Source organism: Embleya sp. NPDC127516 (assembly GCF_044765325.1).
Lineage (GTDB): Bacteria > Actinomycetota > Actinomycetes > Streptomycetales > Streptomycetaceae > Embleya.
Window position 1 is genome coordinate 37,994 of record NZ_JBIWJT010000006.1, and the last position, 23,195, is coordinate 61,188.

Consider the following 23,195-nt stretch of genomic DNA (forward strand, 5'->3'; position numbering starts at 1 on the left):
TGTGCAACGCAGCGTAGGAGCGGGACGGGCTACAGGAACAGGGGAATCGGATTGAGGTCGGCATAGCGGGTCGGGGCGGTGAGCCGGCCCAGCCGCACCGGCGTGTCGTACAGCCGCCCCGGGGCGAACCGGGCCGAGACCGGGCGAAGTCCCGGGACGATCACCCGCACCACGGGCAGCCCGATGTCGGGGCGGGTCTGGTCCAGCACGAGCAGTTCCAGATCGTGTGCCCGGACCAGGTTCTCGATGGTCCGCACGTCCTCGCGCAGGTCCCGGTGCCGCCGGTGCGGGAAGTCGCCCGGAGCACTCGCGGGCAGGCCGGGATCGGGGGTGACGTAGGGATGTTCGGCGATCGTCGCGGTGCGCCACCAGTGCAGCGCCACGGGGTCGTCGCACCCGTAGCCGGACCCGTCGGCGGCGACCCGGGCGACGGGCGGCAACATCTGGTTGACCTCGGCCAGCGCGCGGCGCAGCGCGATGCCCGGGTCGAAGTGCGCGCCGAAGCCGAGCGAGATGTCCTCCGCGGGTTTGTCCACCCGCCGCGACAGTGCGGCGAACGCCGGCACGCCCAGGTCGCTGGTGAGGTCGAGGGCCCACACCTGCCGGTGCAGTTCGGCGTGGCCGCCGCGCACCCGGGCGATCCAGGGGTCCTCGAACGTGTCCAGGTCGACCCCGCGCTGCCGGGTGCGGTTGTACCACCACAGCGCGACGGCGTCGCGTTCGACCAGTTCCAGGAAGCCCTGGAGGATGGCGTCCTCGAGCGAGCCGCCCGCGGCGCAGCCGTTGGAGCCGGCGACGCAGCGGCGACCGCCCGGGTCGCGCGGGGTGTTGTAGTAGAGCAGCGAGGTGGGCAGCAGTCGCGGGCGGTCCCCGGTGAGCGACCAGGTCGGGGTCCAGTGCACCGGCGCGTGGTCGTCGAACGGCGCGCACACGTGGTGGGCGGGGGCGTGTTCGGCGTTCCAGCGTTCGCGGTCCGCGAACTGGCGGGGGTGGAAGAGTTGGACCAGGTCGGGGTGCACGGCGTTGTCGCCGAGGTCGGCGTAGGCCGCCCGGACGACCGGTTCGTCGCCGTGGTGGTCGCCGCTGAACCGTTCCACGGCCTCGCACAGCGCGCCGACCCGGGCGTCGCGCGCGGTCGGGCCCTTGCCGGAGCTGTGGGTGCGCAGCCCCGCGTGCAGCGCGGTCCGGCCGGTGGGCGCGGCGGCCGGGTTGTGGCCGGCGTGGAAGCAGTTGAGGAAGTCGGGGCCTCTGGTGTCCCGGGTGATCTCGCCCAGGACTCCGGTGAGCGGATCCACCAGGTGGCCGTAACGCTCGAGGATCTCCTCGGGGGTCGAGGCCCGGTCTCCGTACGCGGTGTCGGCCTTGATCCGGGTGCCGGGGCGGACCGGGGCCCGCACCCGGTGGGCGACGATTTCGGGGTCGCCGCAGCCGGCGCATTGCGGGCGGCGGCGCACCGGGTGGTGCCGGCCGGTGAGGGTGAGGGTGTCCAGTGTCCAGATCGTGTCGGGGGCGGGCCGGGGTCGGCCGGCCAGCCATTTGGCGGCCTCCAGGCCGGCCAGGTGCAGCGCGAGCAGCCTGCCGGCCGGGTGGGCGGACGCGGGCGCGCCCACCGGTCGGCCCAGCGCCTGTTCGAGGTAGCGGTGCGCGGGGCGATTGCGGCGCAGCGCTTCGGCCAGGCAGCGCCAGCACGGGGCGTCCGCATCGCCGGGGCGGAACAGCGGCCCGATCCAGGGCTGTTCGCCGCCGCAGCGGACCAGGAGCCAGGGCACCCGGGAGGCGCGGTGCGCGGCGTCCAGGTCGGCCAGCGCGGGGTCGAGGTAGTCGTCGCACCCGGCGATGGTCAGCGCCGGGGGTCGGTCCGAGGTGTCGGGCACGTGCAGCCCGGAGGCGACCAGGGCCTCGGTGAGCGCGGTCGCGGTCGCGGTGCCGGTGGGGCCGACACCGACCACGCGGACCGGGCCGGTGCGTACCCGGTCCGCCGCGAGGTCACCGTCCAGGCCCGCGAGTTCCCAGTAGGCCCGATCGGCTTCGGGGACGTTCTTGGCCGGTAGCCGGTGGGTGAGCAGGCCCGCGTCGAGCAGGCCGCCGACCAGGTGTCGGGTCTGCGCGGCGGGCAGGGTCGGTGCGGTCTCGGCGATGAGCGCGTCCAGGGTGCGGGTGCCGTCCAGGAGCGGTGCGAGGGTGACCAGGCCGGTGCCGCGCAGTGCGGTCACCCCGCGCTCGGACACCAGGAACACGCCTTCGGCGGGCACCACTTCGACCTCGAGGTGGGGTTTGAAGGCAAGGCCGGGGGCATTGTGTCGCGCGCCGTTCACGATTTCCCTTCGGTCCTCGGGGAAGTCCGCCGATCGGTCCGGGATATCCGGTTCAGTCGACGGGCTGCGCGTCCGACCAGCAGATACACGTGGCCGGCCGGTTTCGATCGGCCGGCGATGCGGTGAGATTCTCGACGACCAGTTTCTCGCAGCCGTCGGGGGAAAGTGCCGGGACGGTGGGCGCGTGGACTCGGGCGGGCGGAAGGGCAATGGTGTTCATGGCGCTCCTCGGGGGCTGTGTGGCGGGCGGCGTGCCGGGCCGGTGCGTCCGAAGTCGGCGGGCCGGACCGGGCACTTCGTCGATGGCGAGGGGAAGTCTTCCTCCGCTCGGCGTGAGTACGCCGGCGGTGTGCCGCGGGTTTTTCCCGGTCGGGATGTGAACTCTTCACGTACCCAACGGATATCACAAATGCACCGCCCGCCCGATGGAACATGCATTCGATCCGCGGCGGGCCGATTGCCTGCGCCGCGCTTTCCCCGGAAATCCCGCGGCTCGGCCATAAACCGTGCTGATCGAAACGAACGCAAGCCCTTAACGCGCGACCCCCTGTCCACCCCCTTCGATTTCTAGCCTGGAAGCATGACTTCACCCATCGCTCACCCGGAAGCGGCCCCGCCGGATTCGCGGCGCTGGATCGCACTGGCCATCGTCATGACCGCGGCGTTCATGGATCTGCTCGACGTCACGATCGTCAACGTCGCACTGCCCTCCATCCAGCGCGACCTGGACGCCTCCACGAGCCAGATCCAATGGATCACCGCGGGCTATGTGCTCGCGTTCGCGGCCGGCCTGATCACCGGCGGCCGGCTCGGCGACATCCACGGGCGCCGGCGGATCTTCCTGATCGGTGTCACCACCTTCACCGTCGCCTCCGCGCTCAGCGGCTGCGCGGTGAACGCGGACATGCTGGTCGCGTCCAGGATCCTGCAGGGCGCCGGGGCCGCGATCATGGTCCCGCAGGTCCTGTCGATCGTGCACGCCACCTTTCCCGCGCACGAACGCGGCAAGGTCTTCGGCCTGTTCGGCGCCATCGTCGGCATGGGCGGGGTCTGCGGACCGCTGCTGGGCGCGCTGCTCACCGAGTGGAACGTGTTCGACCTCGAATGGCGGACCATCTTCCTGATCAACGTGCCGGTGGGCATCGCCGGGCTGATCCTGGGCCGCAAGTACATCACCGAGTCCAAGGCCGCCCGCGCCCTGCATCTGGACCTGGTCGGCGTCGGCCTGGTCACGCTGGGCCTGCTGATGTTGCTGTACCCGCTCACCCAGGGCCGCGAGTTGGGCTGGCCGCTGTGGGGCTACCTCTCCATGGCCGGCTCGGTGTTCGTGTTCGCCGCGCTGGCACTGTACGAGCGGGCCAAGACCCGTCGGGACGGCTCGCCGCTGGTGGAGATGTCGCTGTTCCGGGTGAAGAGCTTCAGTGCCGGGATCGCGGTGGAGTTCGGCTTCGGTGTCGTGTGTGGCATGTTCTTCCTGGTCTGGACGCTGTACATGCAGATCGGACTGGGTTGGAGTGTGATGCGCGCCGGTCTGACCAGCCTGCCGTTCTCGGTGGCGGTCGCCGCCGCCGCGGGCGTCTCGGTGCAGAAGCTGGTGCCGCGATTCGGACGCAAGGTGCTCCAGGCCGGTGCGCTGGTGATGGCCGCGGGCATGCTGATCTACCTGTGGGAGGCGGACCGGTACGGCACCGGGATCACGGCCTGGCAGATGGCGTTGCCGCTCCTGGTGATCGGCGTCGGCATGGGGCTGATCGTGGCGCCGCTGACCAACGCGGTGCTCTCCGATGTACCGCGCGAGCATGCCGGATCGGCGTCCGGGCTGATCAACACGACGCTGCAGATGGGCAACGCGCTGGGTCTGGGGCTGACGTCGGTGGTCTTCTTCCGGCTGATCGAGGACGGACTCGCGCCCGAGAAGGTGGGGCCCGCGTTCGTGAACGCCTTCGAGAACTCGCTGCTGTGGGCCGCGGTCGTCCTGGTCGTGATCTTCGTGTTGATGTTCGCGCTGCCGGCGCGCCCCGAGGTCGACCCGACGCTCGAGGCCGAGGCCGCGGCGGCTCCGGCGGACGGCCCCGCCGGGGACGCGCCCGCCGAGTGGGAGTCCCGGAACGGCGCGATCGGCGCACCCCGCTGACCACCCGGCCGCCGAGTCGATGCGGTCGACGAACACCCGTGCCCACGCTCGCCGTCCGCGGACGGCGAGCGTGGGCACGGGTGTCTTCCCCGGTCAGGCCGGGGTCTCGGCCATCCCCGCGGACAACGTCGTTCCGTCGATCGGGTCGATCAGCAGGAACGAGCCCGTGCGCCGGGAGTGCGCGTACGGGTCGAGGGCGATCGGCTCGGCGGTGCGCAGCACGACCGTGCCGATGTCGTTGGCGACGAGTTCGCCGGGGGCGGACCGGTGCGAGAGGTCGTCGAGGTTCAGCCGCGAGGGGATCTCCTTGACGATCGCCCGCACCGTCCTGGTGGTGTGCCGCAGCAGCACCCGTTGACCCGGTGCCAGCGGCCGGTCGTGCAGGTGGCAGACGGTCCCGCGGACGTCTCGGGTGGGGTCGGGCGCGGTGTCCTCGGGGGCGAGCAGATCGCCGCGGGAGATGTCCAGGTCGTCGGCCAGCCGTACGGTCACCGATTGCGGCGCCCACGCGGTGTCCACCGGTTCGCCGAGAGCGTCGATGCCCTCGACGGTGCTGGTGCCTCCGGACGGCAGCGTGCTGACCCGGTCCCCCACCCGCAGCACGCCGGAGGCGATCTGGCCCGCGTAGCCCCGGTAGTCCGGGAGTTCGGCGGTCTGCGGACGGATCACGTACTGGACCGGGAAGCGCGTCGGGTCGCCGTCCGGGTCTCGGGTGACCGGCACCGTCTCCAGGTGTTCGAGCAGGGTCGGCCCGGCGTACCAGTGCATCGTCCCGGTCGGCTCCACCACGTTGTCCCCGGTCAGCGCGGAGACCGGGATCGCGGTGACCTCGGCCACCCCGAGCGCGGCGCAGTAGGCGGTGAACTCGTCCGCGATGCCCGCGAAGACGGTCTCGGACCAGTCCACCAGGTCCATCTTGTTGACCGCGAGCACCACGTGCCGGACCCGCAGCAGCGCGGCCACCGCGGCGTGCCGCCGGGTCTGTTCGACCACGCCGTTGCGCGCGTCGATGAGCACCACGGCCAGCTCGGCGGTGGACGCCCCGGTGACCATGTTGCGGGTGTACTGCACGTGCCCGGGGGTGTCGGCGAGGATGAACCGGCGGCGGGGCGTGGCGAAGTAGCGGTAGGCCACGTCGATCGTGATGCCCTGCTCACGCTCGGCCCGCAGGCCGTCGGTGAGCAGGGCCAGGTCGGGTGTGTGCTGCCCCCGGTCGAAGGAGGCCTGCTCGACCGCCTCCAGTTGATCGGCCAGGATCGACTTGGAGTCGTGCAGGAGTCGGCCGACCAGGGTGGACTTGCCGTCGTCCACGGAGCCGGCGGTGGCGAAGCGCAGTGTGTCGACGATCATCAGAAGTAGCCCTCTCGCTTGCGGTCCTCCATCGCGGCCTCGGACATCCTGTCGTCGGCCCGGGTGGCGCCCCGCTCGGTCAGGCGGGACGCGGTGATCTCGTCGATGACCTTCTCGACGGTGTCGGCGTCGGAGTCCACCGCGCCGGTGCAGGACATGTCGCCGACCGTGCGGTAGCGCACGCGCCGGCACTCGGTCGGTTCGTCCTCGCCCGGGCCGCCCCACTCGCCCCGGGTCAGCCACATGCCGGATCGGTGGAAGACCTCCCGCTCGTGCGCGTAGTAGATGGCCGGGAGTTCGATCCGCTCCCGGGCGATGTACTGCCAGATGTCCAGTTCAGTCCAATTGGAGAGCGGGAAGACCCGCACGTGCTCGCCCGGCGCGTGCCGCCCGTTGTACAGCTGCCACAACTCCGGCCGCTGCCGGCGCGGATCCCAGCCGCCGAACTCGTCGCGCAGCGAGAACACCCGCTCCTTGGCGCGGGCCTTCTCCTCGTCCCGCCGGCCGCCTCCGAACACCGCGTCGAAGCCGTGTCGTTCGATCGCGTCGAGCAGCGGCACGGTCTGCAACGGATTGCGGGTGCCGTCCGCACGCTCGCGCAGCTCGCCGGCGTCGATGAACTCCTGGACCGACACCACGTGCAGGCACAGTCCGTGTCGGGCCGCCGTGCGGTCGCGGTACTCCAGCACCTCGGGAAAGTTGTGGCCGGTGTCCACGTGCAGCAGCGCGAACGGGGGCACTCCGGGCGCGAAGGCCTTGAGCGCGAGGTGCAGCATCACGATGGAGTCCTTGCCGCCGGAGAACAGGATCACCGGCCGCTCGAACTCCCCGGCCACCTCGCGCAGGATGTGCACCGCCTCGGACTCCATCGCCTCCAGGTGCGCGAACGGATACCCCTTGTCGGTGCCGCCGGTGCCGTCGGCACCGTCGGCGCGGTTCGTCGCGATGGTCATGCCGATCCCTCCTCGATGAGCAGCGCGCGCAGCGCCGCCGCGGCCTCGGGTCCGTGCGCCGGGTCCGCCGCGATCGACGGCCCGGTCGAGTCCGCGGCGGCGCCCACGCGCACCTCCAGGTAGCGGGTCCCGCTGTCCAGGTGCCAGGCCCGCACCCGGGCCCGGGTCGCCGCGTCGGGGGCGGGCACCGTCACCAGCACGGTGGCGCCGTTGCGGGCCAGTACGTGTGCGACTCGGCCGATCCGCAGCACGTGCCCGCGGCGTTCGGCGCCGGAGGACGTCGGGTCGGCGCCGACGACGCGGCGCAGCGCGGCACCGGTCAGGATCTCCACCCGACGGTGCGCACGCCGCAACGACCGGGCCGCGACCCGGGCGAGCCGGTCCCGGTCCGCGCCGGGCGGGCCGGTGAGCCAGACGGTGGCGCCGGGCCGGCAGGTGCAGTACGCGGGCCCGGTCACGACGCACACCATCCTCGGACCGCGGCGGTCAGGATCGTGCCGGCCGCGCGGAACTCCGCCGCGTCCAACTTTTCGTGCGGGGTGTGGTCCAGCTTGGAGTCTCCCGGGCCGTAGGCGACCATGGGGATGTCGTGCCAGGTGGTGGCCAGCGTGTTCATGTCGCTGCTGCCCTTCTTGAGCAGGAATCGCGGCGTGGTCCCGGCGGCGCGGAACGCGCGTTGGAAGACCTTCACCAGCGGGCTGGAGCGCGCGGTGGACACCCCGGGGGTGGCCCGGACCACGTCCAGCGCGATGGGCGCCAGGGGCAGTGCGCGCAGCGCCGCGAGCAGGTCGTCCACGGCCAGGCCCGGCGGCACGCGCACGTCCACCGTCGCCTCGCCGAGCTGTACGTCGCCGCGGTTGTGCGCACGGATGCCCAGCACCGCGGTGAGCGCGTCCGGGTTCAGTCGTTCCACCTCGGCGCGGACCGCCCGCAGCCCCTCGACCATGCGGTCGCCGGCCGTGCGCGCGCCCTTTCCGGCGGTGTGTTCGGTGTGTTCGGACATGCTCAGCCGCAGCTTGACCAGGCCGTAGTAGCCGATGGTGAGCGCGCCCGCGCCGCTGGGTTCGCCGATCACGACCGCGTCGGCGGGGTAGTGGTCGCGGGCGTGGAAGGCACCGGCGCCGGTGATCTCCTCCTGTACGGCGCCGATCACGCGCACCTGCGCGTCGTCCGGCACCTCCAGCTCGGCCAGCGTGCGCAGGTAGGTCACCAGGCTCGCCTTGGCGTCCACGCAGCCGCGCCCGGTGAGCACGTCGCCGTCCCAGCGGACCGGCCAGCGGTGCGGCACGGTGTCCAGGTGGCCGAGCAGCAGCAGCCGGCGCGGGCCGGTGCCGCGCGTGGCCACCAGGTTGCCGGCCGCGTCGATCTCGGCATCGAGTTTGTGGGCCGCGCACCAGCCGGCGAGATACTCGGCGAGTTCGCGTTCGTCGTGCGATACCGACGACAACTGCACGGCTCGGGACAGGAGTTCGAGGTCAGGGCTGGGCGCGGGAGCGCGCCAGAACCGGGTCGCGCGGGTGGTGTCGAGGGTATGCGGGCCGGTGATCGCCACGTCGCAGGTGCCGCCGAGGGCGATCTCCGCGGCCCGCACCTTGTGCCGCATCCGGCCACGCGCGTAGCGCTGTCCCTGTCCGGGCAACATGTCGCGCAGCGTGCCGCCGTCCGCCTCGGGGTCGGCCAGCAGTCCGGCCGTTCCGGTGACCAGGCGCAGGTGGTCGGCGTCCAGGGCCTTGGCCGCCTCGGCGGCCAGCACGTCGGCGTCCACGTTCAGCGCCACGCCGCCGTCGGCGTCGGCGACCGGCGGGGACAGGCATACCACGTCGAAGGTGGCCAACAGGTCCGTCAGGCGCGCCGCGTCGACCCCGCTCACGCGTCCCGCGCGCTGGTCGCGCACCACCCTGGTGCGGCCGTCCTCGACCACTCGCAGGGGTCCGACGGCGGTGGCGCGCACGAGGCCGGCGGTGCGGGCCGGGGCGGCGAACACCGAAAGGCCGCGCCGGGTCAGCGCGTCGTCCACGCGCGGCAGCGTGAGTTGTTCGTAGGCGGCCAGCAGGTGCGGCAGTTCGGCGGGCGGACAGTAGCGCACGGTGTCGCCGGAGCGCAGGGTCAACATCCGCACCTCGCGCCCGATCCGGGCGTAGTGCTCGGTGATGCCGGCCGCGCCGCCGGCGATCACCAGCAGCCGGGCCCCGCGCCGGCGCAGCGCGAGAATCTCGTCGAAGAGCGATTCGTGCGTGAGCGTCGCGCTGCCCAGCTTGAGCACGTACAGGGCGGCGTCGCGCGCGCGGGCGGTCTCGCTCGGTGCGGCGGACATGCGAGGACTCCTTCGGTGGGTCGGCACGCGTGTGGCCACGCGCGGGGGATCGATCAGGTCACGAGGCCCGGGCTCGGTCCCGGCGCCGGGCCGCGGCGGTGCCGGTGTACAGCGAGCCCAGTGCGGCGACCGCGGCCAGCAGGAAGGTGGCGGTGTAGCCGACCTCGGCGAGCAGCCCGCCGAGCAGCCCGGCGAGGCCGACCGCGACGTCGAAGAACGAGGAGATGGCGCCCAGTACCGCGCCGCGTTCGGATTCCGGCGGAGTGTCGATCGCGATCATCGCCAGCGCCGGATACAGCAGGGTGAAGCCGCCGCCGGCGATCAGCGCGCCGGCCGCCGCGACCCACAGGGTCGAGGCGAACGCGATCAGCACCAGGCCGACCGCCTCGACGCACGCGGACACCACGATCACCGGCAGCGCGCCGACCCGATCGGGCACCCGCCCCGCGACCACCCGCACACCCACGTACGACGCGCTGAACACGCTGATCAGCAGCGAACCGTTGCCGATCCCGCGGGACGTCAAGGCCAGCGCCCCGAAGCTCGCCACCGCCGCGTATCCGAACGCGCCGAAGCCGAGTGAGAGGCCGGGCAGGATCGCGGCGCGCGGCAACAACCGGGCGGACACCGCGACGCCTTGGCGGGCGCTGTCGGGCAGCCGGGTCAGCACCGCCACGGCGACCGCGGGCAACACGGCGGCGGCCGTCCACACCGCGCCGTACGAGCCGGTCCGATACAACACTTCGCCCAGCGCCGGCCCCACCGCCAGGCCCGCCCACATCGCCAGTCCGTAGAACCCGACCACCTGGCCGCGTCGGTCCACCGGGGTCAGGGCCACCGTCCACACCGATCCGGCGGTGAACAGCAGGGCCTCCCCCACGCCGAGCACGAACCGGGCCGCCAACAACCCGAACAGGGTCGGCGGCAGCGCGTACAGCCCGCCGACCAGCACCATCAGCGCGGCGCCGAGCATCATCACCGGGCGGCAGCCGCGCTGTTGGGCCAGCCGCCCGGCGTACGGGCGCACCAGCAGGGCCACCACGCCGGACACCGTGAACGCGACGCCGACCTGGAGGGGCGAGCCGTGCAGTTCCCGGGTGACCAGTCGGGGGATGACCGTGATCGCCAGGCCGACCGCGACGAACGTGGTGAACAGCGCGACCAGGACGCCGGCGAAGGTGCGCGCCCAGGGCTGCGTCGGGCGGGCGTCGGTGCCGGCGGTATCCGCCTGGGGCCGGTGCGCGGGCGCCGCCATCAGCCGATCCCCCGCGAGTTGCCGCCGTCCACCACCACGACCGAGCCGGTGACGTAGCCGGCCTGTTCGGCGGCCAGGAAGCAGACCAGCGCGCCGAGGTCCTCGGCCCGGCCGATCCGGCCCAGCGGGATGTCCCGGGCCACCTCGGCGAGCCGTTCCTCGACCCGGGCGCCGTACTGCACGTCCAGAATGGGTGTCCGGTGGAATCCGGGGGCCAGCACGTTCACGGTCACCCCGGCCGCGCCGAACGCGTGCACCAGGCCCTTGGCGAAGCCGAGCACCCCGAGCCGGGCCACCGAGGACAGCCCGCTGCCGGGGTGCGGTTGGCGCACCGACTCCGAGGTGATCATCACGATCCGGCCCCAGCCCGCCGCGGTCAGGTACGGCGCCGCGGCGAGCGCGAGCGACACGTGCGGAAGCAGGTTGCCGTCGACCGCCTCCCGGTACTGCGCGACGGTGAAGCTCTCCACCGGGCCGAACGGCACGCCGCCGGAGTTGCTCACCACGATATGCAGGGCACCGAACTCCTCGGCGGTGCGCCGGACCCAGCCCGCGGCGGCCTCCTCGTCGCGCAGATCGATCGAGGTGGCCAGCACCCGGCCCTTGCCGCACGCGTCGATCTCGTCCCGGGCGCGGGCCAGCTTGTCCGGATCCCGTCCGCAGATCGACACATCGGCGCCCTCCGCCGCCAGCGCACGCGCGACGGCCAGGCCGATCCCGCTGCCGGCCGCGGCGACGAGCGCGGCGCGGCCATCGAGTCCGAGATCCACGGTCGGCTCCTATCGTTGCGCGGCGGCGGTCGCCGGCACCGGCTCCGCCGATGCCTTCGTCGGGTGCGCCCGGTCGCCGTGCCCGGGCAGCAGTGGATAGCCGTAGCGGCGCAGCAGGGGCGCGGTCAGTGCGGTGACGACGGCCAGGTCGCGCGGGGCCAGTTCGGTCCGCCACCGCTCGTCGGGGCGGATCTCGGTGACGCCCTGTCGCAACCGGTCCGGGTTTCCGGTGACGGTGTGGTTGCCGCCCAGGTGCACCCGGCCCCGCGCGTCGACCGGCGGCTCGTCGTCGAGTCCGGCGAAGCGCAGCACGTCGGCGAGCACGTCCGCGGGCCGCGCGCACAGGTCCTCGTGGCGCACCCGCAGGTAGCGGCCCACGGCGGTGGCGCCGACCAGTTCGGACGCCACGTTGAAGGCGTTCCAGTAGCCGCTGCTGCGGGCCGGGCTCATCGGGTCGATGTACTGCTTGGCCCGCCGATAGGACAGCGCGGTGGCCCGGGGGTCGCGCACGATGTGCAGGATGCGCACGTCCAGGTCGCGGCGGCCGAGCAGCGCGGCGGCCTCCGCCGGGTACTTCGAGCCGTCCACGATCAGCCGGCCGGCGCCGTCGTCGACGAGCCGGCGATGGATCCGCGCGGTGCGGTCCAGGAGTTCGTCCACGCCGGGGGCCGCGGGCACCCGCCCGCGGGCCTCGGCGAGCCGGGTGCGCACGTGCCGGGTGCGCAGCAGCGCGTGTTGCCGCATGGCCGTCCGCCGCGCGGTCGCCTCGAGCCCGGTGCCGTCGGTGTCCTCCAGCACACCCGACCACAGCGGGCACGCGCGCAGGCTCGTGCCGCAGCCGCAGGTCGAGTTGCTGCCCCGGCCCAGGACGCCGTTGCGCCACAGGTAGTGCAGTTCGCCCACGTGCCGGACTTCGGGAAGTTCGTTGAGGATGTTGCCCAGGAGCGTGCTGCCGCTGCGCATCCAGCCGGTGATGTACAACACGCGTGGGGACCGGTCGGCCATCGCGAGCACACTCCCTTCTCAGTCGCGGGTCAGCAGCAGGAAGTGCTGCGGAAGGTGAACGGCCAGTCCCACTCGGGTGGTTGCCTGCACCGCGTCACAGCCGTCGGGTCCGGCGCCGCGACGCAGCGCGAGCGCGGCCACGTCCGGGACGAGCAGGGTCGCGGCGGCGCGGAAGTCGCCGAGCAGTACCCGGTCGCGCGGGATCATCCGGGTCCGGGAGACGGTGACGCCCGCCTGGGCCAGGAGGGCGAGCGTGCCGGTCTTGACCAACTCCCAGTAGGTGAAGGGGTGTACGACGATGCCGTCGCACGAGCCACCGGTCTCCTCGACCTCGGCGGCGGCGACGGTCAGGCCCTCGGCCAGGTCCGCGCCGAGCCGGCCGTGCCTGCTCTCGGGCAGCGTGAGCAGACCGGGGATCGCCTTGTCCGCGCTGCCGTGCAGCAGCGACTCGTTCTCCACCACGGACAGCCGGACCAGCACGCGGTAGTCCACGAAGGACGCGAGCAGCGCGGGCTGGTCGAGTAGCCCGCGCGGGAGCGGTACGGACACCGTCAGGTCGGTGAGTTCGGCCTGCTCCAGGCGGGGCACGAAGGCGCCTTCGGGTGTGCTGCGATAGGAGGTGCCGGCCGCGGCGGTCGTCTCGGCGGGCGGCTCGTGCACGTACGGCACCCGACGGTCGGGCACCGACGCGGTCTTCAGCAGGTGCCGCACCGCGTAGCGCGGTCGGGTCGCGAACAGCGGGAAGACGGCGGGCAGATGGGCCCGGAACGGGACCACCCGATCCTCGGCGGCGGGCACGCCGCCCATCGCCCAGGCGAATTCCTCGCCGGGACTGCGCGTGCGCAGCCCGGGATCGGCGAGCGTGACCCGGACTCCCTGTTCGACGGCGGGCCCGGCGGCGGCTCCCTGCATGGCGACTCCTCGGCTGGATCCGAACTCGGAAACGTTCCTGAGTAATCGACGTTAGGCGTGATCTCCACCGCCGGGGGTCGCCGTCGAACGCGTGTTTTTATGACCCGGATAAGTGCGCGTGATTTCTCCGGACACTCGGGCGGGCGAATCGTCGACGAAATGGCCGTCGGCGCCGTGCCGGCAAACGCCCGGTTCGGCGTCGCCCGTCTCCACCGAATGCCCGTTTGCCGGCATGCTCGTCGCACGCGACGCCTGCCGCCTGCCCGCTCGGCGCCGGATCATGCCACCCGATCGCATATTCGCATTCGGCCGTGAAAATCTCATGCCGAAGTCGTGAACCGTACCGTGGAACGGCCGGTCGGCGCCCCGTACCCTGGTTTCGGCCGGCAATACGACGCCGAAGGCGCCGGCGAGGCCGAATTGCTCAGGTTTATTGATCTTGTTGCCGCACAGCATCATCTTGGCCCCGTCGCCACCCGAGCGTCAGGTGTGTGGCAAGACCCTTCATGGATGTGAGTGGAGAATGCATCACGACCTGCAAGTCAATCGACTGAGGGCTTTGTTGACCGTGGTCGACCTCGGTGGTTTCCGCCGGGCCGCGGAGGCTCTGCACATCACCCAGCCCGCCGTCAGCCAGCAGATCCGGCAGCTCAACGGTCTGATCAAGGGTCCGATCTTCACCTCGACCGGGCGCAACCTGCGGCTCAGCCCCCAGGGCGAGGAACTCCTCGGCTACGCCCGGCGGATCGTCGCGCTCAACGACGAGGCGGTGGACCGTTTCGTGCCGGCTTCGGGACACGAACGGCTCTCCATCGGGATCGTCAATCAACTCGCGGAGGCGTTACCGGAGTTCCTTCGGCTGGTCACCCGCAGGTTGCCGCAGGCGCAGGTGAGTGTGCGCACCGGCCTGAGCGAGGCGCTGGAGACCCAGGTGGGCACCGGCCAACTCGACCTGGCGCTGCTCCTGCAGACGCGCTCGGACGAACCGGCCGCCACCAGTCGCGGACTCGGCCACCTGCGGATGGACTGGTTCGGCCAGCCGGCGCACGGCGAGAACGCCGCGCTGCCGCTGACCCTGTTCACCGAGCCGTGCACCATGCGCGGGCGGATCGTGGCCGCGCTGGACGCCTGCGACGTGCCGTGGCGGATCTCCTACGAGGGCCCCGAGTTGGTCGGGCTGCGCGCGGCGGCGAAGGCCGGCATGGGGGTCGCGTGCCTGGTGGCCAACGGGGACGAGTTGTGGGACCTGCCCAAGGCGGTCCGCCCCGGGCTGCCCGCCCCGCCCGGACCATTGCCGGTGACGATGGCCTATCCCTCCGGTCTGGCCCCCTCGAACCTGCCGGCCATCGCGGAGAAGGCCTTTCGCCGGGCGCTGCTCGGCTACCCGTTCGTCGATGCCCCGCCCGTCCCGGACCCGGGCCGCGCGAACCGCCCCGAGACCCGCCGGGTGCTCGCGCACCGCTAGCCGGCCCGCGCCGCGACCGGCGCGCGAACCCGGGTCGGGCGCGGCCCCGCCCGGATCCGCCGATCGCCGGCTAACCGCGGCAGGCGGCCATCGCACCGACGTCGCCGCCGTGCGTGTCGAAGACCAGACCGGTGACGGGCTCGGCCCGCTCGCTCGCCAGATACGCGGCCAGCGCCCCGAACTCGGCGCCTTCGCGGGTGCCTTCACCACGGATCCGGTCGGCCACCCGAGCGATCTCGGCACCCGCCCCGGGATCGCCCCACAGCCGGGGGCCGGCACCGGGCCCCGCTCCCGGAACCAGCACGTTGGCCGTCACGCCGGTGCCGTCCAGGGTGTCCACCAACCCGCGCAGATAGCCGATCAGGCCCATCCGGGCCATGCCGGACAACCCCTCGCGCCCGTGCGGGCGACGTGCCTTCGCCGGCGCGATCAGCAGCAACCGACCCCAGCCGCCGCGCTTGACGATGGGCAGCGCGGCCAGCGTCGCGCTCACGTGCGGCAGCAGGTTCGCGTCGATCGCCGCGCGATAGTCGGCCAGCCGGAAGCCGTCCACCGGACCGGGCGTGATCGGGCCGGAGTTGGTCACCACGATGTCCAGGCCGCCGAAGTTGTCGGCGGTGCGGCGCACCCACTCGGCCACCGCGCACGGATCGTAGGGGTCCACCGGCATGCTCAGCACGTCGCCCGGCCCCAGCGCGTTGACCTCGACATGCGCGCGGGCCAGCCGGCGCGGGTCCAGGTCGCACAACGACACGTGCGCGCCCCGCACGGCGAGGCCCTTGGCCGCGGCCAGGCCCACACCGGCGCTCGACGCCACGACCATGGCGACGCGGTCTCGCGGTCGAACATTCATGATCGGGCCTTTCGATGTCAATCTTGCGGCGACGAATCGTCCGAGGACGATTCCATCCGGGAAATGTTAATCGCGAAACGACCGGTTGTACCGGCGTCGACAAGCAGGGCTGCTTATGCGGAAATCCTTCCCGGTTATGACCGGTCGACCATAACGGTTCGCTTTCGGTCCGATCAGATTTCCTCATTGGCATTTACCGGGGAAATCGCGTTACGGTTTTCAGTGGCAACCAGCCGACGGGTCGAGATCGCCCGGATATCACCACCACAGCCGGAGGTTGAACTCATGCAGCAGGTCGTGCAGGCCCCCGAGTGTCCCGAATGCGCGACGACGGTGACGCTCGACGAGGACGCCAGGGTGAGCGAGATCATCGAGTGCGTGGACTGTCGGAGCGAGTTGGAGATCGCGTCCGTGAAGCCGCCGAAGGTCGAGCTCGCGCCCGAGGTCGAAGAGGACTGGGGCGAATAACGGGAATCGGGAGAGGGGATTCGGTCGATGACTTCGATCCGATCAGCGGTGAACCGGTCGGCGGCGATTGCGCCGGCCGCGTCCCCGCGCCTCGCCGTGCTCGCGTCCCGGGTGCGGTTCGAGGAGAAGAGCATCATGACCGCCCTCGACCGACGCGGGATCGCGTTCGAACATCTCGATCCCCGCAGGCTGTTCGTCGCGAGCGGCACGTCGTACACCGGTCCCCGGCTGGTCCTCAACCGCGAGGTCGGGCACTTCCGGGCCCTGTACGCGGCGAGCGCGCTCGAGTCGGCGGGCGTGACGGTGGTCAACAGCGCCGCCGCCACCCACGTCGCCGGCGACAAGTGGCACACTTCGGCGGCCCTGCTCCGGCACGGGTTGCCCACGCCCAGGACCGCGCTGGCGATCACGCCCGACGCGGCCCTGGCCGCGCTCGAGGAGATCGGCTATCCGGCGGTGCTCAAACCGCTCGTCGGCTCCTGGGGACGACTGGTCACCCGGGTCACCGATCCGGCGATGGCCGGCGCCGTACTCGAACACATCGCCGCGCTCCCCTCCCCGCAGTCGCACGTGGTCTACGTGCAGGAGCAGGTCGCCAAGGCCGATCGCGACATCCGCGTCCTGGTCGTGGCCGGCCGGGCGCTCGGCGGTACGTATCGCCGAAGCACCGAATGGCGCACCAACGTGGCGCGCGGCGCGGTGAGCGAACCCCTGCCGCCCAGCGCCGAACACGCCGAACTCGCGGTCGCCGCAGCGGCCGCCGTCGGCACGGAACTGGCCGGTGTCGATCTGATCGAGGACCTGGAGGGACGGCTCACCGTGCTCGAAGTCAACGACCGGGTGGAGTTCACCGGACTACAGGGCGCCCACGGCCGCGACATCGACGTGGCCGGCGCCATCGCGGACCTGCTCGCGGCCGGGGTACGGGCGTGATCCGGGTCGGGGTCGTCGGGGCGGCCGGCTACATCGGCGGCGAGCTGCTGCGGCTGCTCACCGTGCACCCCGGGGTCGAGCTCGCCGCCGCCACCTCGCGCACCCTGCGCGGCCGGCGGATCGACGGCGTGCACCCGAACCTGCGCGGGCGGACCGAACTCGACTTCTGCTCCGAGGAGCAACTGGACTTCTACGACGCCTTGTTCCTGGCCACTCCGCACCGCGAGACGATGCGCCGGATGCCGGAGTTCCTGGAGCTCGCGGACACCGTGATCGACCTGTCCGGGGACTTCCGCCTGCACGACAAGGACGTGTACGCCGACTACTACGGCGTCTCGCACACGGCGCCGGACCTGCTGGAGACGTTCGTGCCGGGCCTGCCCGAGTTCCACCGCAGGCGACTGCGCACCGCGCGGCGGATCAGCGTACCGGGCTGCATGGCCACCGCCGGGATCCTCTCGCTGGTCCCGCTCGCCGAGGCCGGGCTGATCCGCGGCGAGGTCACCATCGACGCCCGGACCGGCTCCAGCGGCTCCGGCGCCAAGGCCGGCCCGGAAAACCTGCACGCCGAACGCAGCGGCGCACTACGGGTCTTCGCGCCCACCCGGCACCGGCACGAAGCCGAGATCGCACAGGCCGCCGGAGTCCCGGTCCGGATGACCGCGACCGGCATCGAGGCGATTCGCGGCGTGCAACTCGTGGGCCGGGCCCACCTGGTGCCGGGCGCGGACGAGCGCCGGGTCCGGGCCGCCTACCGCTCCCGCTACGCCGCGGAACCCTTCGTGCGCGTGGTCGCCCAGCGGCGCGGCATGCACCGCTTTCCCGAGGCCAAGATCCTGGCCGGCTCGAACTTCTGCGACGTCGGTTTCGCGCTGGATCGCGGTTCGAGCCATCTCACCGTGATCGCTGCCCTGGACAACCTGGTCAAGGGCGGCGCGGGCAACGCGGTCCAGTGCCTGAACGTGCGGTTCGACATGCCCGAGCGGCTCGGTCTGGAGTTCACCGGGCTGCACCCGAACTGACCCGAAGTCAGCGATATCGCGCACCACCCACACCGACCCAGGCGAAAGGAGCCAGCGATGAGCAGCAGTCCCGCGACCCTGCCCGGTCCCGTCCCGCCGGGCCGGCACGATCGGCCGCAGCCGGCCGGCGAACCGGGCCCCACGGCCGACCCGAGCGAGGCCACCGGCCGGATCCGCGAACACATCGTGGACATGTGTGCCGGACCCGAGGGCGGCCACCTGGGCGGCTCGATGTCGCTGGTCGAGGTGCTCACCACGTTGTACCTGCGGGTACTGCGGATCGACCCCCGTTTCCCGCAGGCGCCGGACCGCGACATCCTGCTGCTGAGCAAGGGCCACGGCGGCATCGGCCTGTACGCGACGTTGTGCGAGGTCGGCTTCTTCCCCGAGGAGCGACTCGCGGAGTACGCGCGGCCGGGCAGCCCGTTCATGGCCCACCCGCATCCGGAGATCCCCGGCGTGGAGATGCCGTCGGGTTCGCTGGGGCACGGCCTGGCCCTGGGCGTCGGCTTCGCGCTCGCGCACCGGCTCGAGGGGGGCGACCGCCGCTGCTTCGTGGTGATGGGCGACGGCGAGCTGGAGGAGGGCTCGGTGTGGGAGGCCGCCGCCGTGGCGGGCAACCACGGCCTGGACCGGCTGACCGCGATCATCGACCGCAACGGCCTGCAGATCACCGGTGGGACCGAGTCGGTCGGCGGTCTGGAACCGCTGGCGGACCGCTGGCGCGCGTTCGGCTGGCACGTCCACGAGGTGGACGGCCACGACATGGACGCGCTCACCCGGGTGCTGACCGCACCGCCGGTTCCGCACCGGCCCACTCTCGTCCTCGCGCACACCGTCAAGGGGAAGGGCATCCCGTTCGTCGAGGGCCAGACCCGCAGCCATTACGCCCGACTGGGCGAGCGGCAACAGCGGCGCGCCCACGCGGCGTTGCGCACGCAGACCCCCGGGGAGAACCGATGACCACCGCCACCACCGCCGAACCGACCCCGAAACCGACCGCGGCGGCCGAGCCCCGCTCCTCGCGTGAGGTCTACCGCGACATCGTGGCCGAACTGCTGCCCGGCGACGAGCGCCTGGTCTGCCTGGACAGCGACACCGGCCTGTTCGCCGGCGTCGATTTCGGCACCGGACACGACCGCTACCTGAATCTGGGCATCGCCGAACACACCCTGATGGGCGCCGCCGCGGGGCTGGCCCGCGAGGGCCGGATGCCGTTGGTGAACACGATGGCGGCGTTCGCCGCGTCCCGGGCGCTGGAGGCCGTCAAGATCGACATCGCCCTGAACAACCTGCCGGTACGTATCGCGGCGACCCACTCCGGCGTGTCCGCGGGCCACCTCGGCCCCACCCATCACGGTCTGGAGGACCTGGCCGTGATGCGCACCCTGCCGAACATGACCGTAGTGGTGCCCGCCGACGCGGCCGGCACCGACACGCTCTTTCGCCAGGCGCTCACGCTGCCCGGACCGGTCTACTTCCGGATGGGCCGCAACGCCACCCCCGACCTCCCCGCCGGACCGCCCCTGGAACTGGGCCGGGCGCAGCGGCTCCGCCCCGGCGCCGACATCACCATCGCCGCGTGCGGCCCGTACCCGGTGCTCGCCGCCCTGGCCGCGGCCGACGAGTTGGCCGGCGAGGGCATCTCGGCCGGCGTCCTGCACGTGCACACGGTCAAACCGCTGGACACCGCCGCCCTCGCCGCGGCGGTCGGCCCCGGCGGCACGGTGATCACCGTCGAGGAGCACTGGCGCACCGCCGGCTTCGGCTCCGCCGTCGCCGAGGCGCTGACCGAACTCGTGCCGGTGCGGGTGCGTCGAGTGGCCATGCCGGACGCGTTCGTGTCGGTCGCGGGCGGCCAGCGGTATCTGGTCGAGCGCGGCGGCATCACCGCCCGCGCCATCGCCGCGCACGCCCGCTCGGCCGTCGACCCGACCCGAAAGGACCTGTGATGACCGGCTCGTACCGAGCGAACGGATGGTGGCGCGAGGAGACCCTCCTGGCCGACCTGCGCCGCGCGGTGGCCGACCATCCCGACAAGGACGCCCTCGTCTGCTACCAGGACGACACCGTCGTGACCCTCACCTACGCGGAACTCGCGCACCGGGTCGACCGGTTCGCCGCCAACCTGGTAAGGCTGGGCGTGTGCTCGGGCGATGTGGTCACCCTGCAACTGCCCAACTCGTGGCAGTTGGTGGCACTGTGCCTGGCCTGCGCGCGGATGGGCGCGGTGGCCGGCCCGGTCGTCCCGGTCATGCGCCGGCGCGAGGTGGAGTTCATGACCGGCCTGACCGAGAGTCCGCTCTACATCGCGGCGGCCGAGTTCCGCGGCTTCTCCTACGCCCGGATGAGCGCGGAGGTGGCGCGGACCGTGCCCACCCTGCGCCGGCGCGTGCTGCTCGGCGGCGACGGCGGCGAAACCGCCGACGGGGCGCTGGACTTCGACCGCGAACTGATCGAGCGCGAGCCCACGACGGCCGAACTGGCCGCCCTGGACGATCTGGAGGCGGGACCCGACGACGCCGCGCAGGTGATGTTCACCTCGGGCACCACCGGCGAGCCCAAGGGCGTGGTGCACAGCCACAACACGCTCTACGCGATGAACAAGGCACAGGCCGACGTGCTCGGGCTCACCCCCGACGAGGTCACCGCGATGGGCTCGCCGACCTCCCATCAGGCGGGCTACACCTGGAACTTCGTGATGCCCCTGCTGCTCGGCGCGACCGCCGTCCAGGTGGACGCGTGGGATCCGGCGCTGATGTTGCGCGTGCTGGAGGAGCGTCGGGTCACCTTCTTCATGGGCGCGCCCACCTTCCTCTCCGACCTGATCGAGGCGCAGCGCGCCGCTCCCCGGGACCTGTCCGCGCTGACCACATTCGCCACCGGCAGCGCCCCGATCGCGCCGATGCTGGTCGAGGACGCGCGCGAGATCCTGGGCTGCCGGTTGTACGCGCTGTGGGGCATGACCGAGAACGGCTGTGTCACCATCACCCGTCCCGAGCAGCCCGCCCTGCGCGCCGCCGAGAGCGACGGCACCGCGGTGCCGGGGATGTGGGTGCGCGTCGTCGACCGCGACCACGGCGGGCCGGTGGCCGCAGGGGAGTCCGGGCTGCTCCAGGTGCGTGGTGCCGCGCAGTGTCTGGGCTACTTCCGCCGTCCCGAGGTGTACGCGGCGTCGGTCACCGAGGACGGCTGGTTCGACACCGGCGACCTGGCCCGTTCCGACGGACACGGCGGCATCCGGATCACCGGTCGGGTCAAGGACCTGATCATGCGCGGGGCGGAGAACATCCCGGTGGTGGAGGTGGAGGCCGCGCTGCTGCGCCACCACGCGATCAAGGACGTGGCGATCGTCGGCTACCCGGACGCCCGGCTGGGCGAACGCGCGTGTGCGGTCGTGGTCCCGGCGGGCCCCGCGCCGACGCTCGCCGACCTGCAGACCCACCTCGCCGGTCTGGACATGGCCAAGCGCTACTGGCCCGAGCGGGTGGAGATCGCGACCGCGCTGCCCCGGACGCCGTCCGGAAAGGTGCAGAAGTTCGCCCTGCGCGACCGATTCCAACAAGCCTGAGGAGGGGCCATGGACTTCACCTTCACCGAGGATCAGAACGAACTCGCGGAGCATGTGCGCAAGTTCGCCGACTCGCGGATCGCCCCGCACGCCCGGCAGAGCGACGCGCGCGGCAGCTATCGGCCCGGCCTGCTCGCCGAGATGGGCGCCGAGGGCCTGTTCGGCCTGCGCATCCCGCGGGCGTACGGCGGGAGAGAACTGGACGCGACGAGCGCGGGCATCGCGCTGGCCGAACTGGCCGCGGCCGACCTGTCGGTGTGCTTCCCGGTGCTCAACGCGGCGTTGGTGGGCGGTGTCCTGGCGGCGAACGGTACGCCCGGGCAACTCGCCGAGTGGTTGCCGTCGATCGCCTCCGGCGACACGATCGTGGCCCTCGCGCTGACCGAGCCCGCACACGGCACCGACGCGGCGAACATCGGGATGCGCGCCGAACCCACCGCCGACGGCTGGGTGCTCTCCGGCGAGAAGACCTCGATCATGGCCGCGATGTACGCCGGCCACGCGCTGGTCTTCGCGCGCACCGGCGAGGCGGGCGCGCACGGCGTCACCGCCTTCTATGTGCGGCTCGACGACGCGCACGTGACCCGCGAACAGCTCGACGATCTGGGCTGCCGGGCCGGTGGCCGAGGCCGGCTGCTGCTGGACGGGTTGCCGGTGGGTGCGCGGGACGTGGTGGGCACGCCCGGCCGCGGCTTCGTCGAGGTGATGCGCGGTTTCGGTGTCTCCCGGGCGCTGATCTCGCTGATGGCGATCGCGGTCGGGCAGGCCGCACTCGACGAGGCGGTCGGGCACGCCGGGCGGCGGGAGGCGTTCAGGCAGCCGATCGGCCGGTTCCAGTCGGTGGCCTTCGCCCTGGTCGAGCACGCGACGATGTTGCATGCAGCGCGCCTGGTCGCCTACCAGGCGCTGGCGCTGGCGGACGCCGGCGAGGATCCGCGGGTCCCGGCGAACATGGCCAAGTGGTGGGCCCCCAAGGCCGCGATGGACGCCGTGCACCAGGCGCTGTTGACCTTCGGCCAACTCGGCTGGACCGAGGACGGCCCGATCGCCCGCCGGCTCCGCGACGTGATCGGCCTGCAACTCGCCGACGGCACCGCCGCCGCCACCAAGCTCGTGGTGGCCCGCAAACTCCTGGGCCGCACCGCCGCGCCGTGAGACGACGGCGGGCCGCCGTACCTCGGCGAAGACGGCCGGCGGCGGGGAACGCGGTCGCGGGACACGAGAGACACCCGGGACCGGGCGCTCGAACGCCCACCCCGCCCCGGGTCATCCCCCGGACGAACCGGCGTTCGAGGTCGCTCGCGTCCCCCGGTAGGTGGCCATCTTGGCCCGCGTGCCGCATACCGCCATCGAGCACCAACGGCTGCCCCGGTTGCGCGAGCGATCGTAGAAGGCCCATTCGCAGCGGTGTTCGTTGCACGACTTCAGCCGCTGCCAGGTGCCGTCGAGCCGCGCCTCGACGGTGGCCGCCAGCACCGCGGCCCATACGCCGGGCAGTTCCGTCCGCGTCGGCCGGAGCACCGGGTCCGGCCCGCCACCGTCGAATCCGACGACCAGCGGGCATTCCCGCGCGACCTGTTCGAGGGTCCGCCTGGACCGCTCGTCGGTCGGCGCGCCGTTGTTCTCGCGCAGGAGCCCCCGCAGCGCCTCGCGCAGCGTGATCGTCCGCGCGAGGTCGAGGTCGTCCGGCGCGGTCGCCGGTGGCGCGAAGCCGTTGCGCGCCAGCCAGCGGTTCAGGCCCTCGACCGAGGCGAACTCGTCCGGACCGAACTCGACGTTGACGCTGTTCACGAATGCCTGCACCAGCGCGAGTCCGCCCGGTGCGACGGCCCGGTCTCCCGGCTGTCGGATTTCGCGTTGTGACCGCATGCCATT

21 protein-coding genes are annotated in these 23,195 nt (G+C 72.5%); 9 read left to right on the plus strand and 12 right to left on the minus strand.

What is annotated here, in order from left to right:
• Positions 1 to 29 precede the first annotated feature (29 nt).
• On the minus strand, positions 30 to 2,315 hold the full coding sequence (locus ACIRL2_RS13210) for a TOMM precursor leader peptide-binding protein (RefSeq protein ID WP_402232026.1): 2,286 nt from the start codon (positions 2,313 to 2,315) through the stop codon (positions 30 to 32).
• 580 nt (positions 2,316 to 2,895) lie between these two features.
• Here ACIRL2_RS13210 and ACIRL2_RS13215 point away from each other — a divergent pair.
• Entirely contained in the window at positions 2,896 to 4,449 is a 1,554-nt protein-coding gene (locus ACIRL2_RS13215; protein WP_395867167.1) for an MFS transporter, read from the plus strand.
• A 93-nt stretch (positions 4,450 to 4,542) separates the two neighbouring features.
• Here ACIRL2_RS13215 and ACIRL2_RS13220 read toward each other — a convergent pair whose 3' ends face one another.
• The 9 genes from ACIRL2_RS13220 to ACIRL2_RS13260 are packed head-to-tail and all read right to left on the minus strand — an operon-like array spanning position 4,543 to position 13,467.
• Positions 4,543 to 5,799 carry a sulfate adenylyltransferase subunit 1 gene (locus tag ACIRL2_RS13220; protein ID WP_395867165.1) on the minus strand — a complete coding sequence of 419 codons (1,257 nt, stop codon included), beginning with the start codon at positions 5,797 to 5,799 and terminating at the stop codon, positions 4,543 to 4,545.
• The gene (gene cysD / locus ACIRL2_RS13225) at positions 5,799 to 6,752 is read right to left on the minus strand and encodes a sulfate adenylyltransferase subunit CysD (RefSeq protein ID WP_402232029.1); all 954 of its coding nucleotides are present in this window, start codon (positions 6,750 to 6,752) and stop codon (positions 5,799 to 5,801) included. Before cysD ends, ACIRL2_RS13220 begins: the two co-directional genes overlap by 1 nt.
• On the minus strand, positions 6,749 to 7,210 hold the full coding sequence (locus ACIRL2_RS13230; RefSeq protein ID WP_395867161.1) for an adenylyl-sulfate kinase: 462 nt from the start codon (positions 7,208 to 7,210) through the stop codon (positions 6,749 to 6,751). The genes cysD and ACIRL2_RS13230 overlap by 4 nt, the downstream gene beginning before the upstream one ends.
• Positions 7,207 to 9,066: a M20/M25/M40 family metallo-hydrolase gene (locus ACIRL2_RS13235; protein ID WP_395867159.1), complete on the minus strand. Its 1,860-nt coding sequence runs from the start codon at positions 9,064 to 9,066 to the stop codon at positions 7,207 to 7,209. Before ACIRL2_RS13235 ends, ACIRL2_RS13230 begins: the two co-directional genes overlap by 4 nt.
• A 58-nt stretch (positions 9,067 to 9,124) precedes the next feature.
• Positions 9,125 to 10,321 (minus strand): MFS transporter, encoded by a 1,197-nt coding sequence (locus tag ACIRL2_RS13240; RefSeq protein ID WP_402232030.1) that lies wholly within the window; start codon positions 10,319 to 10,321, stop codon positions 9,125 to 9,127.
• Entirely contained in the window at positions 10,321 to 11,091 is a 771-nt protein-coding gene (locus tag ACIRL2_RS13245; protein ID WP_395867155.1) for an SDR family NAD(P)-dependent oxidoreductase, read from the minus strand. The genes ACIRL2_RS13240 and ACIRL2_RS13245 overlap by 1 nt, the downstream gene beginning before the upstream one ends.
• Before the next feature lie 9 nt (positions 11,092 to 11,100).
• On the minus strand, positions 11,101 to 12,096 hold the full coding sequence (locus tag ACIRL2_RS13250; RefSeq protein ID WP_395867153.1) for a sulfotransferase: 996 nt from the start codon (positions 12,094 to 12,096) through the stop codon (positions 11,101 to 11,103).
• 18 nt (positions 12,097 to 12,114) lie between these two features.
• Positions 12,115 to 13,008, minus strand: a complete 894-nt coding sequence (locus tag ACIRL2_RS13255) for a family 3 encapsulin nanocompartment shell protein (RefSeq protein ID WP_395867151.1) — start codon at positions 13,006 to 13,008, stop codon at positions 12,115 to 12,117.
• Between the two features lie 51 nt (positions 13,009 to 13,059).
• Positions 13,060 to 13,467, minus strand: coding sequence for a hypothetical protein (locus tag ACIRL2_RS13260; RefSeq protein ID WP_395867149.1), 408 nt, complete (start codon positions 13,465 to 13,467; stop codon positions 13,060 to 13,062).
• Positions 13,468 to 13,531: 64 nt separating this feature from the next.
• On the opposite strand from ACIRL2_RS13260, the gene ACIRL2_RS13265 reads away from it, so the two are divergent.
• Entirely contained in the window at positions 13,532 to 14,473 is a 942-nt protein-coding gene (locus ACIRL2_RS13265) for a LysR substrate-binding domain-containing protein (RefSeq protein ID WP_395867147.1), read from the plus strand.
• A gap of 70 nt (positions 14,474 to 14,543) precedes the next feature.
• Here ACIRL2_RS13265 and ACIRL2_RS13270 read toward each other — a convergent pair whose 3' ends face one another.
• Entirely contained in the window at positions 14,544 to 15,326 is a 783-nt protein-coding gene (locus tag ACIRL2_RS13270; protein WP_395867145.1) for an SDR family NAD(P)-dependent oxidoreductase, read from the minus strand.
• 285 nt (positions 15,327 to 15,611) lie between these two features.
• Between ACIRL2_RS13270 and ACIRL2_RS13275 the strand changes: the two genes are divergently transcribed.
• The 7 genes from ACIRL2_RS13275 to ACIRL2_RS13305 are packed head-to-tail and all read left to right on the plus strand — an operon-like array spanning position 15,612 to position 22,475.
• Positions 15,612 to 15,794 carry a lysine biosynthesis protein LysW gene (locus ACIRL2_RS13275; RefSeq protein ID WP_395867143.1) on the plus strand — a complete coding sequence of 61 codons (183 nt, stop codon included), beginning with the start codon at positions 15,612 to 15,614 and terminating at the stop codon, positions 15,792 to 15,794.
• 27 nt (positions 15,795 to 15,821) lie between these two features.
• Positions 15,822 to 16,727 (plus strand): RimK family alpha-L-glutamate ligase, encoded by a 906-nt coding sequence (locus ACIRL2_RS13280; protein WP_395867142.1) that lies wholly within the window; start codon positions 15,822 to 15,824, stop codon positions 16,725 to 16,727.
• Complete coding sequence (argC, locus tag ACIRL2_RS13285) at positions 16,724 to 17,749, plus strand: N-acetyl-gamma-glutamyl-phosphate reductase (RefSeq protein ID WP_395867140.1); 1,026 nt, start codon at positions 16,724 to 16,726, stop codon at positions 17,747 to 17,749. The genes ACIRL2_RS13280 and argC overlap by 4 nt, the downstream gene beginning before the upstream one ends.
• A 57-nt stretch (positions 17,750 to 17,806) precedes the next feature.
• Complete coding sequence (locus ACIRL2_RS13290; protein ID WP_402232034.1) at positions 17,807 to 18,712, plus strand: transketolase; 906 nt, start codon at positions 17,807 to 17,809, stop codon at positions 18,710 to 18,712.
• Positions 18,709 to 19,701, plus strand: coding sequence for a transketolase family protein (locus ACIRL2_RS13295; protein WP_395867136.1), 993 nt, complete (start codon positions 18,709 to 18,711; stop codon positions 19,699 to 19,701). The genes ACIRL2_RS13290 and ACIRL2_RS13295 overlap by 4 nt, the downstream gene beginning before the upstream one ends.
• Positions 19,701 to 21,320 (plus strand): AMP-binding protein, encoded by a 1,620-nt coding sequence (locus ACIRL2_RS13300; RefSeq protein ID WP_402232036.1) that lies wholly within the window; start codon positions 19,701 to 19,703, stop codon positions 21,318 to 21,320. Before ACIRL2_RS13295 ends, ACIRL2_RS13300 begins: the two co-directional genes overlap by 1 nt.
• Positions 21,321 to 21,329: 9 nt before the next feature.
• Positions 21,330 to 22,475, plus strand: a complete 1,146-nt coding sequence (locus tag ACIRL2_RS13305; protein WP_402232038.1) for an acyl-CoA dehydrogenase family protein — start codon at positions 21,330 to 21,332, stop codon at positions 22,473 to 22,475.
• 111 nt (positions 22,476 to 22,586) lie between these two features.
• Here the strand turns inward: ACIRL2_RS13305 and ACIRL2_RS13310 are convergent, their stop codons facing one another.
• Positions 22,587 to 23,189 carry a CGNR zinc finger domain-containing protein gene (locus ACIRL2_RS13310; protein ID WP_402232040.1) on the minus strand — a complete coding sequence of 201 codons (603 nt, stop codon included), beginning with the start codon at positions 23,187 to 23,189 and terminating at the stop codon, positions 22,587 to 22,589.
• Positions 23,190 to 23,195: the final 6 nt, after the last annotated feature.

Excerpts from the sequence above, each read along its gene's own strand:
- ACIRL2_RS13215 (WP_395867167.1), top strand. The coding sequence starts at position 2,896 with ATGACTTCACCCATCGCTCACCCGGAAGCGGCCCCGCCGGATTCGCGG.
- ACIRL2_RS13295 (WP_395867136.1), top strand. The coding sequence starts at position 18,709 with ATGACCACCGCCACCACCGCCGAACCGACCCCGAAACCGACCGCGGCG.
- ACIRL2_RS13275 (WP_395867143.1), top strand. The coding sequence starts at position 15,612 with ATGCAGCAGGTCGTGCAGGCCCCCGAGTGTCCCGAATGCGCGACGACG.
- ACIRL2_RS13250 (WP_395867153.1), bottom strand. The coding sequence starts at position 12,096 with ATGGCCGACCGGTCCCCACGCGTGTTGTACATCACCGGCTGGATGCGC.
- ACIRL2_RS13235 (WP_395867159.1), bottom strand. The coding sequence starts at position 9,066 with ATGTCCGCCGCACCGAGCGAGACCGCCCGCGCGCGCGACGCCGCCCTG.
- ACIRL2_RS13270 (WP_395867145.1), bottom strand. The coding sequence starts at position 15,326 with ATGAATGTTCGACCGCGAGACCGCGTCGCCATGGTCGTGGCGTCGAGC.
- ACIRL2_RS13255 (WP_395867151.1), bottom strand. The coding sequence starts at position 13,008 with ATGCAGGGAGCCGCCGCCGGGCCCGCCGTCGAACAGGGAGTCCGGGTC.
- ACIRL2_RS13220 (WP_395867165.1), bottom strand. The coding sequence starts at position 5,799 with ATGATCGTCGACACACTGCGCTTCGCCACCGCCGGCTCCGTGGACGAC.
- ACIRL2_RS13280 (WP_395867142.1), top strand. The coding sequence starts at position 15,822 with ATGACTTCGATCCGATCAGCGGTGAACCGGTCGGCGGCGATTGCGCCG.
- ACIRL2_RS13300 (WP_402232036.1), top strand. The coding sequence starts at position 19,701 with ATGACCGGCTCGTACCGAGCGAACGGATGGTGGCGCGAGGAGACCCTC.
- ACIRL2_RS13310 (WP_402232040.1), bottom strand. The coding sequence starts at position 23,189 with ATGCGGTCACAACGCGAAATCCGACAGCCGGGAGACCGGGCCGTCGCA.
- ACIRL2_RS13240 (WP_402232030.1), bottom strand. The coding sequence starts at position 10,321 with ATGGCGGCGCCCGCGCACCGGCCCCAGGCGGATACCGCCGGCACCGAC.
- cysD (WP_402232029.1), bottom strand. The coding sequence starts at position 6,752 with ATGACCATCGCGACGAACCGCGCCGACGGTGCCGACGGCACCGGCGGC.
- ACIRL2_RS13305 (WP_402232038.1), top strand. The coding sequence starts at position 21,330 with ATGGACTTCACCTTCACCGAGGATCAGAACGAACTCGCGGAGCATGTG.
- ACIRL2_RS13260 (WP_395867149.1), bottom strand. The coding sequence starts at position 13,467 with ATGATGCTGTGCGGCAACAAGATCAATAAACCTGAGCAATTCGGCCTC.
- ACIRL2_RS13290 (WP_402232034.1), top strand. The coding sequence starts at position 17,807 with ATGAGCAGCAGTCCCGCGACCCTGCCCGGTCCCGTCCCGCCGGGCCGG.
- ACIRL2_RS13265 (WP_395867147.1), top strand. The coding sequence starts at position 13,532 with ATGCATCACGACCTGCAAGTCAATCGACTGAGGGCTTTGTTGACCGTG.